The organism is Hoyosella altamirensis, assembly GCF_014191505.1.
Lineage (GTDB): Bacteria > Actinomycetota > Actinomycetes > Mycobacteriales > Mycobacteriaceae > Hoyosella > Hoyosella altamirensis.
This window is the reverse complement of the sequence record NZ_JACHWS010000001.1, coordinates 144,844-157,968: the sequence shown is the minus strand read 5'-3', so window position 1 is coordinate 157,968 and position 13,125 is coordinate 144,844. Positions and strand designations below refer to the sequence as shown.

Annotated in this window: 15 protein-coding genes, 1 tRNA gene and 1 other RNA gene; 3 read left to right on the top strand and 14 right to left on the bottom strand. The window is 62.4% G+C overall.

The features are described 5' to 3' along the window. Window positions 1-11: 11 nt before the first annotated feature. The 3 genes from FHU29_RS00750 to FHU29_RS00740 form a co-directional block, all read right to left on the bottom strand. Window positions 12-1,658 carry an alkaline phosphatase family protein gene (locus FHU29_RS00750; protein ID WP_064440711.1) on the bottom strand — a complete coding sequence of 549 codons (1,647 nt, stop codon included), beginning with the start codon at window positions 1,656-1,658 and terminating at the stop codon, window positions 12-14. Window positions 1,659-1,857: 199 nt separating this feature from the next. Next, window positions 1,858-2,013, bottom strand: a complete 156-nt coding sequence (locus tag FHU29_RS00745) for a hypothetical protein (RefSeq protein WP_157095158.1) — start codon at window positions 2,011-2,013, stop codon at window positions 1,858-1,860. 24 nt (window positions 2,014-2,037) lie between these two features. Further along, on the bottom strand, window positions 2,038-2,616 hold the full coding sequence (locus FHU29_RS00740) for a cupin domain-containing protein (RefSeq protein ID WP_183377434.1): 579 nt from the start codon (window positions 2,614-2,616) through the stop codon (window positions 2,038-2,040). A gap of 75 nt (window positions 2,617-2,691) precedes the next feature. Here FHU29_RS00740 and FHU29_RS00735 point away from each other — a divergent pair, with 75 nt between their 5' ends. Together FHU29_RS00735 and FHU29_RS00730 are read left to right on the top strand one after the other, a co-directional pair. After that, window positions 2,692-3,333, top strand: coding sequence for a TetR family transcriptional regulator (locus FHU29_RS00735; protein ID WP_064440709.1), 642 nt, complete (start codon window positions 2,692-2,694; stop codon window positions 3,331-3,333). After that, a complete protein-coding gene (locus FHU29_RS00730; protein ID WP_260152200.1) occupies window positions 3,326-3,541 on the top strand; it encodes a recombinase family protein in 216 nt (71 codons plus the stop codon). Before FHU29_RS00735 ends, FHU29_RS00730 begins: the two co-directional genes overlap by 8 nt. Before the next feature lie 185 nt (window positions 3,542-3,726). Here FHU29_RS00730 and FHU29_RS22950 read toward each other — a convergent pair whose 3' ends face one another. The 11 genes from FHU29_RS22950 to FHU29_RS00680 form a co-directional block, all read right to left on the bottom strand. Beyond that, the gene (locus tag FHU29_RS22950) at window positions 3,727-3,861 is read right to left on the bottom strand and encodes a hypothetical protein (protein ID WP_260151913.1); all 135 of its coding nucleotides are present in this window, start codon (window positions 3,859-3,861) and stop codon (window positions 3,727-3,729) included. A gap of 28 nt (window positions 3,862-3,889) precedes the next feature. After that, window positions 3,890-3,962, bottom strand: a tRNA-Ala gene (locus FHU29_RS00725). A 75-nt stretch (window positions 3,963-4,037) separates the two neighbouring features. Then, window positions 4,038-4,772 carry a DsbA family protein gene (locus FHU29_RS00720; RefSeq protein WP_064440708.1) on the bottom strand — a complete coding sequence of 245 codons (735 nt, stop codon included), beginning with the start codon at window positions 4,770-4,772 and terminating at the stop codon, window positions 4,038-4,040. Window positions 4,773-4,830: 58 nt separating this feature from the next. Further along, entirely contained in the window at window positions 4,831-6,036 is a 1,206-nt protein-coding gene (locus FHU29_RS00715; RefSeq protein ID WP_064440707.1) for a NupC/NupG family nucleoside CNT transporter, read from the bottom strand. 142 nt (window positions 6,037-6,178) lie between these two features. Continuing rightward, window positions 6,179-6,558, bottom strand: a transfer-messenger RNA (tmRNA) gene (gene ssrA / locus FHU29_RS00710). A 178-nt stretch (window positions 6,559-6,736) separates the two neighbouring features. Further along, on the bottom strand, window positions 6,737-7,663 hold the full coding sequence (locus tag FHU29_RS00705) for a hypothetical protein (protein ID WP_157095154.1): 927 nt from the start codon (window positions 7,661-7,663) through the stop codon (window positions 6,737-6,739). 65 nt (window positions 7,664-7,728) lie between these two features. Continuing rightward, window positions 7,729-8,205, bottom strand: coding sequence for an SsrA-binding protein SmpB (smpB, locus tag FHU29_RS00700; RefSeq protein ID WP_064440778.1), 477 nt, complete (start codon window positions 8,203-8,205; stop codon window positions 7,729-7,731). A 67-nt stretch (window positions 8,206-8,272) separates the two neighbouring features. Beyond that, on the bottom strand, window positions 8,273-9,175 hold the full coding sequence (ftsX, locus tag FHU29_RS00695) for a permease-like cell division protein FtsX (RefSeq protein WP_064440706.1): 903 nt from the start codon (window positions 9,173-9,175) through the stop codon (window positions 8,273-8,275). Then, window positions 9,175-9,864, bottom strand: a complete 690-nt coding sequence (gene ftsE, locus FHU29_RS00690; RefSeq protein ID WP_064440777.1) for a cell division ATP-binding protein FtsE — start codon at window positions 9,862-9,864, stop codon at window positions 9,175-9,177. Before ftsE ends, ftsX begins: the two co-directional genes overlap by 1 nt. 46 nt (window positions 9,865-9,910) lie before the next feature. Further along, the gene (gene prfB / locus FHU29_RS00685; RefSeq protein ID WP_064440705.1) at window positions 9,911-11,023 is read right to left on the bottom strand and encodes a peptide chain release factor 2; all 1,113 of its coding nucleotides are present in this window, start codon (window positions 11,021-11,023) and stop codon (window positions 9,911-9,913) included. Between the two features lie 63 nt (window positions 11,024-11,086). After that, the gene (locus FHU29_RS00680) at window positions 11,087-12,253 is read right to left on the bottom strand and encodes a GTP-binding protein (RefSeq protein ID WP_064440704.1); all 1,167 of its coding nucleotides are present in this window, start codon (window positions 12,251-12,253) and stop codon (window positions 11,087-11,089) included. A 71-nt stretch (window positions 12,254-12,324) separates the two neighbouring features. On the opposite strand from FHU29_RS00680, the gene FHU29_RS00675 reads away from it, so the two are divergent. Continuing rightward, a complete protein-coding gene (locus tag FHU29_RS00675; protein ID WP_064440703.1) occupies window positions 12,325-13,107 on the top strand; it encodes an inositol monophosphatase family protein in 783 nt (260 codons plus the stop codon). Window positions 13,108-13,125: the final 18 nt, after the last annotated feature.

The following is a 13,125-nucleotide window of genomic DNA, read 5'->3' as shown; positions in this document are numbered from 1 at the left end:
AGCGAGCGGCCCTACTTGCTGAAGGCGGTCAGGAACCGGTCGCGGAAGGACTCCATCGGCCAGACCGGAGCGTGTGGGCTCGGCCGCAGCCCGGCCTCCCAACCCCAGTCCGCGATCTGATCCAGCACGGCCCGGTCGCGGGTGACGATTGTGATCGGGACGTCCAAGCCCTTGTCCTCGCCAATGAGGTAGGTGGGCGGCTGGTGGTCGCCGAGGAGGACGAGCACCAGGTCGTCGTCGCCGTAGGTCTGCAGATAGGAGACCAGGGTGGACAGCGAGTATTCGATGGTTCGGCGGTAGCCGTCGCGCATACGGGCGTTGTCGAGCATGACCACCTGCGCGGAAGCGCTCTGCCCGGCGTCGGGCTCGTCGAAGACGGCGCCGTCGCCGACGTCGTTCCAGTCGCGCAGGTAGGGAATCATATGCCACGGCCAGTGACTGGTCACGAGCGCGATCTCCGCCATCACCGGCTCCCGGCCCGCGCGCTCGCGTTCGGTGCGTTGGAAGAAGGACAGCGTGTACTGGTCTGGGGCTTGAAAGCCGAAATAGGTTCGGGATCGGATGTCGAGGCTCTGCTCGTCGTAGATCTGGTCGAAGCCGTAGTAGTCTCCCGCCGGCCACGGGCCTCGGTTGGCCGGCATGACCGCGACGGTCCGCCAATCAGTGTTGAATGCGCTCGTGAGCGTGAGCCGGTCGCTTTCGACGAGCTTGTCGTAGCTGTACTGGTTTGCCACCCGCAGCCCGGATTGCAACGTTGCGTGCGCCAGCCAACTGTCGCCGCCGGATACCGGCGAGGTGAGGTATCCACTGCGCGAAGCGAATCCGGCCGCATCGAGCTGGCGGGTTCCATCGTCGAGCACCGCCGTGACCGTTGGCGCGAACTCCGGGTCCTCGAGCGCGATCCGCCCGTAGCTCTCCACAAAGGCGAAGACGACGTCCTTCCCGCGTAGCGCGGCGAGCGGACCCACGACCGAAGTGTCGTCAGCGGCGCTCAACTCAGAGTCGAATTGTCGCTGATTCTCCACGCTCGTCCGCACCTGGTGGCCGGCCTGGTAGGCGAGCTCCACGACGCTCCGCGACGCCACCGGCAACGATGGCGCGAGCTGCACGGAGAACGTTAAACACACCAGCCAGATGACGGTCAGTCCGGCGACCGTGCGTCCCGTCGTGCGCCGGTGATTGGTGGCGACGCGCGCAAGCCGCCCGACAGACAGCGCAATAAGTAGGACCAGGGCAATTGCGAGGACGACGGCCCCGCCTGCGACGGCGAACGCACCGAGCGAGCCGATCTCCCTTTCGAGCAGGGACACTCCGTTGCCGAGCTGAGGCCAGTCGAAGACCGGATCGAACTGCCTACCCCGGATACCGGAAAAGGCCATCTGGATGATGCGCAGCAGGGTCAGCAAGCCGAGCAGGGAGCCTAGGGCGAGAGCCACAATCCGGCGTGGGCGTGCTGGCAGAACGAGCAGGAGCGCGGCAGCGAGCAGTCCCTCCACGGGGATCCGCAGTATCGCCAGGGGGATTAGGTGCTGGGTGTCGGGAGGTGCGATGAGTGCGAGGAAGACCAGTAGGGCGGCGAGGGTGGTGAGGAGCCATTCAGGGACACGACGGTGCGTGGTTCGCTCCCCCGCGTGCCGCACTGTCTGCGATCGATCCATGTGCACCCTGACCCCGAACGGACAATTACTGCCCGGCTCTAAAACGCGACGGCCTGATGATCCTCGCGCTGCGAACCCAGCCGAGAGTTCTGCTGACGAGCTCCACTTCGTCACCTTCGGTCAGCGTCCCACAACTCGGGCTCGACACAAGGGAATTGCCGAGGACTACGGCGACTTCACGAGCATTGTCGGCAATGCGTCACCGGCGCTCGCGAGCGTCGAGAAGGCAATCGAGCACATAGCCATGTCCGGCCAGACCATGCTGGATGACGTCGCGGTACAGGTCGAGGCGATCAAGAAGCAGGTTCAGTGCGTCGCCGAGCGGGGTCGACCATGGCAAACGGCGGGTGAACACAAAATTCGGTCAACGGTGAGAAGGCTATGCGGTTTCCCACATCGGGAGCGGCTTCGAGCTGTACTTCGAGTACGAGGCCCGACGGCCGAGTGCTCGGCCGAGAGCTGCGAGCGGCGCGAACAGCATCGCCTGGACCCTGCTGGGAGGCTGCGCGAGCCGGATTTCGGGTGCGAACGCCCGCAGGATCACTGCCATCTGAAGCAGGTGAGGCAGACCCTTCTGCGTGATCTTCCCATCCTGTGCGAGGCCGAAGAACGTCTCGAAGAACACCTCGGTGCGAAGTGCGGGGCGTAGCTCGACGAGTACATGCACCTCATCGTCGCCGCCGTTCCACCATACGTGCGGGTGTCCGGCGGGCACCGTGACGGACTGCCCCGCTGTCGCGGTGCTCTTCACGCCGTCGAGCATGAACGCGGCGGTGCCAGTGAGGACCTCGAATCGCTCTTCCTGCTGCGGGTGGATGTGCGCCGCAGCGACGAATCCGCCCGGACGCACCCACATGTCGGCCTGCAGCAGCTCTCCGTCCGTGTCGGTGGCGACCTGCCGCCATTTCAGACGCTCCCCGGTGACAGGATGAGTCAGAGTGCCACCTGCGTGCGCCATGATCGATCCTCCGGTCAGGGTGAGGATATTTCGATACTGTGCTCTAGTATCCATCTTGTCTGCACTGGAGTCAATATGTCTGCGAAACCGACACGCCCTTACACGTCACGCCTGCGCCGTGAGCAGGCGGAGCAGACTCGGGTCCGTGTCGTGCAGGCAGCTGCCGAGCTCTTTGGCCGCAGCGGATACGCCGCCACAACACTGCCGAAGATCGCAGAGCGCGCGGGCGTGTCAACTGAGACCGTGCAGAACTACGGACCGAAGCCCGAACTTCTCCGGGCCGCCATCGACCTGGTGTCCTTCGCGGGAGGCCGGGATCAGCCGGTGCTGGAGACAGAACTTGGACTCCAGCTTCTGGCTGCACGCACTCCTCACGAGGCGGCGCAGGTGGCCGCCGAGGTGCTGACTGCCGTCAACCAGGCCGGACACGGTTTGTGGCAGGCCTTCGCCGAGGCGGCCCGTCATGATGCGGCTCTCGCTGCAGAGCTGCGCGCGCTCACCGCCTCGATCCGGGAGCAGAACGCCCTCGTGATCAGGATGTGGCACGCAAAGGGCTGGTTGCGAGATGACACCCCCCTCGAAGAACTCACCGATCGGACGACGCTGATTGGCGCCGTCGAACTCTACGACCGGTTCGTTGGTCAGGGCGGTGGCACGGTGGACCGATATCGAGCTCTCATCGCGGGCCTCCTCGCGGCATCCGTGCTGACTGACTGACGCGTTCGAGCGCTACGCCGAGGGCGAGACCTCCGTGACCGGGCTGCGCGACCTCACCGCACGAGCGTTGACGACGGTGCCGACCCCGAAACGCCCGTCCAAGCCGCTCGGGAAGAACACGCTCTACAAGCTGCTCACGAACCCCTACTACGCGGGAGTGATCCGCTACACGTCGCGCTCCACCCTGGCGCGCACGAAACCACCGTGAAACCGGCGATGTTCGACAAGATGCAGTCACTGTTGCTGGCGCGCACAGCGAAGATGACCCGGCACGTCCAGCACGCCCACCACCTCAAAGGGCTGCTGCACTGCGGCACCTGCGGGGTCGCGGATGCTGCTCGACTTCGCCACCAACCCGCGCGGCACCGACCGGCGGTTGGCGAACCAAGCCTTCTACACGCGGCTGGACATCACCGACAACGAGGAACTACGCCCGCGGCTCGCCGAGCCATCGCCACCATCATCCGCGAAAGCGAGACAGACGACGAAGGCAATGAAGCGGAACACGAACACGACTCGTCGAGCCATGTCGCGTGTTCCCATAAGACACTTTGGGTGGAGCTAAGGGGACTCGAACCCCTGACCCCCACACTGCCAGTGTGGTGCGCTACCAGCTGCGCCATAGCCCCGTTCACATCAGCCTATCGGGCCGGTGCTCGACCGAAATTACACCACGTCGAGCAGTTCCGGCAAATCTGCTGGGGTCACTCGCCTATCAGGTTGTTCAGCCAGTGCCGGTTGTTCCAGTCGACGATTTCGCCGTCCGCCACCACGGTCGGGGTTCCCTGGCCGCCCGCGGCCTCCATGGCCGCGCGAGCTAGGTCGGCATGCTCGCGCGCGGCGTCTTCCCGCGCCCCCGTCGCAATGCAGTCAACTGCGGCATCGTCGGCGCCCGCCTCGCGCGCGACGTCCGCGAGTTCCTCATTCGTGCGGTCCTCTCCGCTTCGCGGCTTCGCCTCATAGAGCGCAGCGTGGAACCCGCTGAATGCTGCACCATTGCCCGTTTCGGCCACACATTCAGCTGCCGCCGCGGCGCGAGTGGAATACGTGCCGCTGCCCGATGCGGGGTCGAGGAAGTTCATCGTGTTGTACTCGACGGAGATTTCGCCCTCGTCGATCACCCGTGCGATGTGCTGGCCGAACAGCCGCTCGAAGGACTGGCATCCTTCACACATATGGTCTTCGAATATGGCGATCGAGCGGGGCGCGTCCGGGAAGCCGAGCACGATGACACCGTCGTCGGCGATCGCCACGGGCGCTTCGCGGACTGTTCCGTACCCCTCGTCTACGGGTTCACTTGTGCGCTGCTGCCACAGCACCATCCCGACTACAGCGATTGCGGCGATGACGACAGCGATCGCGCCGAGGATGTACGTCGCTGAGTTGGAAGGTTTCTCGGGAGTGTAGGCGCTCTTGCTTGGCGTCTTCCTCGCGCTCACTGTCGTCCTTCCGCTGTTCGTTGAGGGGCGGTACTAGCGTGCCATAGCGCACTGACAATCAGATGAGGAGCCCGACCATCGTTGCGCTGATGAAGCTCACGAGTGTTGCACCGTACAGCAGCCGGAGACCGAATCTTGCGATCGTGTCGCCCTGCGCCAGCGCGAGGCCCTTCACCGCTCCCGCGATGATTCCGATTGACGCGAAGTTCGCGAACGAAACCAGGAACACTGCCACGATCGCGTAGGCGCGGTCCGACAACTCGTACTCCCCCGCCGCGATTTGTGTCATCGCGACGAATTCGTTCGTCACGAGTTTCGTTGCCATCAAGCTGCCTGCGTCCACTATCTCCGATGGCGGAACCCCCGTCAGGAACGCCAGCGGCGCGAACACGTAGCCCATCACCTGCTGGAATGTCACGCCGAAGATTCCGTTGAAGATGCCGTTCACCATCGCGATCAGCGCGACGAAGCCGATCAGCATCGCAGCAACGGTGATCGCCACGCGGAAACCGTCCCAGATGTATTCGGTGAGCATCTCGAAGAATGACCGGTGTCGCGCGTCGGAGAAAACGGCCACGTCCTCGGAAGGTTCGAGGTCATACGGATTGATCAGCGTCACCACGATGAAGATGCCGAAGAAGTTCAGCGCTATCGCTGTGACCACATATTGCGGGTCGAGGAGCACCATGTAGGAGCCCATGATCGAGGCGGAGACCGTCGACATTGCCGCGGCCGCCAGCGTGTAAAGCCGTCGTTCATTCAGGTGGTGCAGCTGGTTCTTCAGCGCAATGAACACCTCAGACTGGCCCAGAAGCAAGGATGCCGATGCGCCGAATGATTCGAGCTTGCCAAGGCCGTTGATCTTGCCGACTGCCAGGCCTAAATTCCGGATCACGACATGCAAGAGCCTCGACCATTCGAGGATGCCGATAATCGCCGAGATGAACACGATCGGCATGAGCACTGCCATAAAGAACGCTGGGGTGAGGCCGTTCGTCGCGTCTGGATCACCAGCGAGGCCACCGAACACAAATGACGTTCCCTCGAACGCAAACTCGAGGAGCCGGCCAAAACCGCTAGCTATTCCGTCGACGACGGTCTGACCAACGGCGGTGCGGATTAGGAAGAAACCGAGGACCACCTGGATCGCAAGCATGATGGCCACGTATTTGAGCCGTTTGAGCGCCAGCTTCCGGTCATAACTGGCAGCCCAGGCCAGCGTCATGAAAACGGCGAGACCAGCTATCCCTACGGCGTAGTGCATACGACCCCTTGAGGTTTGTGCTGTCTCGCGGTGGTGACACCGCGAAAAGATCACTTTCGCCAATGGTGGGGCAGCCCGCAACTCGAAAGAGAGTGAATGGAGATAACAAAGCGGCCCGGACCTTGTCGGTCCGGGCCGCTTCTCGTGGAGCTGCCGGGAATTGAACCCGGGTCCTCCGCAGTGTTGATGGGGCTTCTCCGTGCGCAGTCCGTTGTGTCTCTACTCGGATCTCACAGTCTCACGGACGAGCTGTGATGACGATCCCAGTCACTGTTTGATGTCCCATCTACCCCCGTGACCGGGGTAAACGGTTTGTCCCTCTAGTCGACGCCAGGGTCCGGGCCGAGGGCCTTCCCGGTCTGACGAGCCATCTGCCTAACTAAGCTGCGAGAGCGAAGTCAGACTGGCTGCGCTGAGCATTGTCGGCGCTTATTGGTTTGCAACGACGCTTAACGGTGGTCTCTTGCCTGCACCGGCACGCTTCCCCCATCGCGACGAACAGAGTCGAAACCGATCAGCCCCTCGCGCCTGGGTTCTACAGGACTACCTACTCTAACGCCTCCCGGCGGCCCTGTCATTCCCGTTTCCAGTTGTCAATTTCCTCGTGCACCGCACATTCGCGCAACATACTGCAGATCTACTCGGAAACGTCCCGAGGAAATCCACAGTATCTTTAGGCAATCTGCGGTTCCTGAGGAGATTAACACCGTGGCCGCTCAGACCATTCCCCCACAGGCGCTGGCCGGTGCTTCGCCTCAGCAAGTGCTTCCGAGATGCGGTGGAAAAGTTCATCAGGTCGCTCAAGGTCGGCCCACACCCAGCGCACCACCAGCCAGCCCAGCCTTCGCAGCGCGTCTTCGCGCTGTTTCTCGCGAAAGACGTCATCACCTCGCCCGTACTTCATGCGCCCATCGAACTCTCCGACCACGCCGCACGGAAAGAGGAAGTCCACGCGCGCAATCACCTTTCCGCGCTTGTCCCGGATAGACGCCTGGAGACACGGCAACTGAAGTCCATATCGATGCATGAACACCCTGCTGCGTGATTCGCCTGGGCTCTCGCTTCGCTCGTCGAGGAAAGCGATTGCCTTTTGTGCCTCCCGGATACCCGTGCAGTGGCGCGCTGCACCAAGCTCGCTGCTCAACTGGTCTCTGGTAGCCAAGCCTCGTTGGAGCGCAGCGTCGCCGATCACGACGGCCTGCTCGAATGGCACCGTCCGGGCGATATCGACGACCGTTCGCGCGGGCGTCGTGACGGGCAGACCCGCGACCAGTCCCGAACCAGAAACCGAACCGGAGTGCACGTGCATGTCACCAGTTACCCGCCCCGCGGAGCGCTGACCACGAGTGACGTGAACCCGCTGCAGGTCGACACCCCATGTGGGAAGGCCATACATGACCGCGGCTGACGAGTGGCTCAACACAGCATCGCCCTGCCGTCGCGCGGCCGAAACCGCCGCGACGCGGAGGAGGTGGCGCTGTTCAGTGGACATTGCTGCCCACTCGCGGCTGCGGACATAGCAATTGCGGCGCAACTTCAGAAGTTCGGCCCCACCCTGCCGACGTTCCCTGGGCGGCAGATTCGTCAACAGCGATTTTCGGCAGGCCGCATATCTCTCGATCGTCACGTACAGAGTTTGCCGCGGATCCGGCAAGCCACGAGAAATCTATCCACAACCCTGTGGATAACTCCCTATCCGCTCATTCCCTTGATGCGCCGTCCGAGTTCGCTGGTAGCTTCACGCTCCGCGGTGCGGCGCGCGAGGTCCTGGCGTTTGTCATGCAACTGTTTGCCTCGCGCGAGCGCGAGTTCCACTTTCACTTTGCCATCGGAGAAGTACATGGAGAGCGGGACGAGCGTCAGTTGTCCTTCACGGGTCTTGCCGACGAGGTGCTCAATTTCGCGCTTATGGAGCAGCAACTTCCGTGTCCGTCGCGGTTCGTGATTCGTCCAACTGCCTTGCCCATATTCGGGAATGTGGAGGCCGCGCAGCCAGATTTCGCCGTCGTCGACGGTGGCATACGCGTCTACCAGCGATGCCTTACCTTCACGCAGGGTCTTCACTTCGGTGCCGAGCAGCACGACGCCCGCTTCGTAGACGTCGAGGATCGCGTAGTTGTGGCGCGCCTTCTTGTTGCTCGCGATGACCTTGCGGCCCTTCTCCTTCACGTCAGGGCCCTTCCTGGATTCCTTCTGATCATGACCTTCCAACGATACGGGCATACGCAACTGGTTTTCACTCGCGCACGTACCACCGCAACGTCAAGTATCCCGTAAATGCGGACAGCACGGCCGCCGCTCCCACGAGCCAGGGTGAGACCGAGGCGATCGCAGCGTTCGTTATCGGCGCGACGATGTTCGATTGGTACACCTCACTGAGAACGTCGTCGAGGAATACATTCTTCGTAACGAAGAGACCACCCACCGCAACAAGCGCACCGGCAAGTGCGGCGACCACCGCCTCGAGCAGGAAAGGCAGCTGTGTGTACCAGCGTGTGGCACCGACGAGCCGCATGATGCTGACTTCCGTACGGCGAGTGAAGGCAGCGATCTGAACCATATTCGCGATGAGCATGAGCGCCGCGAAAGCCTGGAAGATCGCAATCGCGAACGCGCCGTTGCGAAGGCCGTCCAGAACGGAGAACAATCGCTGCACTAGTTCTTCCTGGTTCCGGACGGATTCGACACCCGGATACAGGTTGAAGTGCTCATAGATAGCGACGAACTGCTCGGGGTCGTCGAGCCGGACCCGGAACGACGCGGGCAGAGCCTCAGGGCGAACCAGATCGAGGATCTCCGGGTTGTTCTCGAACGTCTCCCGATAAATCTCGAGCGCTTCCTCACGACTGACGTAGCGCACATCTGTGACACCAGGGAACTCGCCGAGATCTTCCCGGAGCGTCGAACAGATGTCCGTCTCACATCCCGGGTCGGCGGTACTGATGTCGTCGGTCAGGAAAATCTCGACTTCAACGTTGTCGAGATAGAGCTGCTCCGTCTTGTTCGTCATGTCGACGACGAGCAGCCCTCCTCCGAAGAGGCCAAGCGATATCGCGGTCGTGATGATCATGGCGAGAGTCATCGTGATGTTGCGGGTCAGCCCCGCGAAGACCTCGCGGATGATAAGGGTGAGTCGCATTACCGCCCTACTCCGTAGATACCGCTCTTCTCATCACGGACGACCGCACCATGACTGAGTTCGACGACGCGCTTACGCATCGCATCGACGATGTGGTTGTCGTGCGTCGCCATCAGAACCGTCGTACCCGTCCTATTGATGCGTTCAAGCAGGAGCATGATGTCGTTGCTCGTATCCGGATCCAGGTTGCCTGTCGGCTCGTCCGCGAGCAGCACCTTGGGTTTGTTAACGAAGGCGCGTGCCATCGCTACACGCTGCTGTTCACCGCCCGAAAGCTCGTCCGGCAATCGATTGGCTTTACCCTCGAGGCCGACTAGCTGCAGCACCTCGGGCAGCGTCTCGCGAATCTCACTGCGCGACTTCCCTATCACCTGGAGCGCGAAAGCCACGTTCTCCTGAACCGTCTTCTTAGGCAGCAGCCGGAAATCCTGAAAGACGCAGCCGACGCTTTGGCGCAGCTTCGGCACTTTGCGCGGCGGAAGCTTGTTTACATGAAAGTCCGCTACGTGGATGTCGCCTGAAGTGGGCACATCGTCGCGGAGCAGAAGGCGCAGGAGCGTGGACTTTCCCGATCCCGACGGCCCAATGAGAAAAGCGAACTCACCGGATTTGATCGAGACGGACACGTTGTCCAGCGCGGGGCGTGTCGAGGTCTTGTACGACTTCGTCACGTTCTCGAGGCTGATCACGCCGCCGAGTGTATAGCGCGACACCGACAGCTAGCATTTTCGCGTCCTAGACCGTTTCGCTCTTGCGCCAGCGAATGCCTGCTTCGATGAAACGATCGATCTCTCCGTCGAGCACTGTGGAGGGGTTGTTCACCTCGACTTCAGTCCGAAGGTCCTTGACCATTTGGTAAGGATGCAGAACGTAGGAGCGCATCTGGTTGCCCCATGAACTGCCGCTTTCGCTCTTCAGCGCGTCCATCTCCGCGCGCTCTTCGTGGCGCTTGCGCTCGAGAAGCTTGGCCTGAAGGACTCGCATCGCGGCGGCCTTGTTCTGCAGCTGCGACTTCTCGTTCTGGCAGGAGACCACGATGCCGGTCGGGAGGTGCGTGATGCGTACCGCGGAGTCGGTCGTGTTAACGGACTGTCCGCCAGGGCCTGAGGAACGGAAGACGTCCACTCGCAGCTCAGTTTCGGGGATGTCAATGCTGTCGGTCGTCTCGACCACAGGAAGGACCTCCACCTCAGCGAAGGACGTCTGGCGGCGCGCCTGATTGTCGAACGGACTGATCCGCACGAGCCGGTGGGTCCCCTGCTCGACGGACAGCGTGCCGTACATGTAGGGCGCTTTGACGGCGAAGGTGGCGCTCTTGATGCCCGCTTCTTCAGCGTATGACGTGTCGTAAACCTCGACCGAATACTTGTGTTTCTCGGCCCAGCGGATGTACATGCGCATCAGCATTTCCGCCCAGTCGGCAGCATCGATGCCGCCCGCGCCGGACCGAATCGTGACGAGCGCTTCGCGCTGGTCGTATTCACCGGACAGGAGGGTGCGGACCTCGAGGAGCTCGATTTCTCCTCGGAGCGCCGTACGCTCATCGTCAGCTTCAGTCGTAGCTTCCTGCGCGGCCGTGCCTTCCTCAGCCTCCGCGAGTTCGTACATCACGGGGAGGTCGTCGATGCGCTGACGCAGTTCCTCCAAGCGCCGCAGTTCACCCTGCGCATACGAGAGCTGGCTGGTGACCTGCTGCGCATGCTCCTGGTCGTCCCAGAGATCGGGTGATGCCGCCTGGTCTTCGAGTTCGCGGATCCGCCGGCGCAACTCGTCGATGTCAACTACCGCCTCGACAGACTTCAGAGTGTTGTCGAGGTCGGCGATATCTGCGGAAACATCAGGATGCACAATCCTCTAGCCTACCCGCTTCCCCACCACGACGACGCCAGCCCCGGGACGCTTGGCGGCAGCTCAATGCTGGTGGACAAGCTGCGCAACCTCCCATTGGGGGAACGGGTCGGCATAACTCCGCCACTGTGCGGGTCCGGCCTTGAGTTCACGGTCGGTCAGCAGCGCCCGTGCGAGCGCGAGCTGCGGTTTTGATTGGTCAAGCTTAAGACCGATGAGGACGATCTCCTGGCCAGGCTCCACATCGACGTCCTTCCAGCGCTGGGCTGGATCGATCGTGAGATGCGGACCCGCCTGCGACCACACCGCAGCGTAGGGGTGACGACTTGCGAGCCAGCAAAAACCTTTACTGCGCAACAGGCCTGTGAAGCCCTGGATCGCCTCCGCTAAGCGTTCTGGGTGGAATGGCCGATCGCTGCGGAAGGTCACGCTACTGATTCCGTATTCTTCAGTCTCTGGAGTGTGACCCGCTGCGAGTTCTTCAGCCCATCCAGGGGCCTCCCACGCTTGTTCGCGGTCGAAGAGTCCGGTGGCGAGAACATCGTCAAGCGCCACCACCCCATGCGAGGTCCGGAGGATCCGGGCGTGCGGATTGAGTCGCCGGACTGTGGCCTCGACTACTCCCGCCACCGCGTCCGTAACCAGATCGGTCTTGTTCAGTAGGATGACATCCGCGAACTCGACTTGGTCAACGAGCAGATCAGAGATAGTGCGGGAATCTCCGTCACCGGCTTCGAGATCTCGCTGCGCGAGGTGTTCGCCGCGCGCGAGTTCTGCCAGAAACGTCGACGAGTCGACAACTGTGACCATAGTGTCGAGCCGCGCCAGCGTGCCGAGCCGGAATCCCCCTTGGAATTCCCACTCGAATGTCGCAGCGACAGGCATGGGTTCGGAGATGCCGGTGGATTCGATGAGGATCTGGTCGAATCTGCCTTCTCGTGCGAGCGCACCGACCGACTCGACGAGGTCTTCCCGAAGAGTGCAGCAGATGCAGCCATTGGTGAGCTCAACCAGCTTTTCTTCCGTCCTATCGAGGTGCGGCTCATTCCCGAACGCGCCGCTGACGAGGCGGGCGTCGATGTTCACCTCGCTCATGTCATTGACGATGACAGCGACGCGCCGACCCTCGCGATTCGCGAGGACATGGTTGAGCAGCGTCGTCTTGCCGGCGCCGAGGAAACCCGACAGAACGGTGACGGGGATCAGGTCACTTTCAGCAACTGAAGTCATTTCTTAATAGTAATCATTTTCAATAAGGACATTCACGCGCCCCCGTGAAGCGCACGAGTAGCGTTTCCCTCATGACCGACTTCACCGCGGACCTCGCTGTCGCCCGCGATATCGCTGATCGCGCTGACGCCATCACACTCGCTCGCTTTGGTGCGCTTGACCTGGCAGTCGACGACAAACCCGACCTGACGCCCGTCTCCGACGCTGACATCGCCGTCGAGAAGATGGCGCGCGAATACCTCGCCCGCCAGCGGCCCGGCGACCTTGTGCTCGGGGAAGAGTTCGGTGGTGACGCGACCTTCGAAGGGCGTCAATGGGTCATCGACCCGATCGACGGTACAAAGAACTTCGTGCGCGGAGTGCCGATCTGGGCCACGCTGATTTCGCTTCTCGAGGACGGCATCCCCGTTGTCGGCGTGGTGAGCGCGCCCGCACTCAGCCGGCGCTGGTGGGCGGCCGCCCGCCAGGGAAGCTTCCGGCAACTGCACAGCGCGCAGCCGGAACGTATCTCAGTATCGAAGGTCGGTGACCCCTCCGCCGCGAGCCTCAGCATCTCCAGCCTCTCTGGCTGGCAGGAGCGGGGCATTCGCGACAAGCTCATCACTTTCACCGATCAGGTGTGGCGCCTGCGCGGCTACGGAGACTTCTTCTCTTATTGCCTGGTCGCCGAAGGAGCGGTCGACATCGCCGCCGAGCCCGAGGTGTCGCTGTGGGATCTGGCGCCGCTCGACATCATCGTTCGCGAAGCGGGCGGCCACTTCACCTCTCTCGAAGGCGTCCCGGGGCCGCATGGAGGCAGCGCCGTCGCAACAAATGGCCTGCTCCAGGACATCACACTGAGTGCCCTGGGGTGACCCTCGCAACACACGCGC

Coding starts and splice junctions, on each gene's coding strand:
- FHU29_RS00740 (WP_183377434.1), bottom strand. CDS start 2,616: ATGGCGCACGCAGGTGGCACTCTGACTCATCCTGTCACCGGGGAGCGT.
- FHU29_RS00735 (WP_064440709.1), top strand. CDS start 2,692: ATGTCTGCGAAACCGACACGCCCTTACACGTCACGCCTGCGCCGTGAG.
- FHU29_RS00675 (WP_064440703.1), top strand. CDS start 12,325: ATGACCGACTTCACCGCGGACCTCGCTGTCGCCCGCGATATCGCTGAT.
- FHU29_RS22950 (WP_260151913.1), bottom strand. CDS start 3,861: ATGGCTCGACGAGTCGTGTTCGTGTTCCGCTTCATTGCCTTCGTCGTC.
- FHU29_RS00715 (WP_064440707.1), bottom strand. CDS start 6,036: ATGCACTACGCCGTAGGGATAGCTGGTCTCGCCGTTTTCATGACGCTG.
- ftsX (WP_064440706.1), bottom strand. CDS start 9,175: ATGCGACTCACCCTTATCATCCGCGAGGTCTTCGCGGGGCTGACCCGC.
- FHU29_RS00680 (WP_064440704.1), bottom strand. CDS start 12,253: ATGACTTCAGTTGCTGAAAGTGACCTGATCCCCGTCACCGTTCTGTCG.
- FHU29_RS00750 (WP_064440711.1), bottom strand. CDS start 1,658: ATGGATCGATCGCAGACAGTGCGGCACGCGGGGGAGCGAACCACGCAC.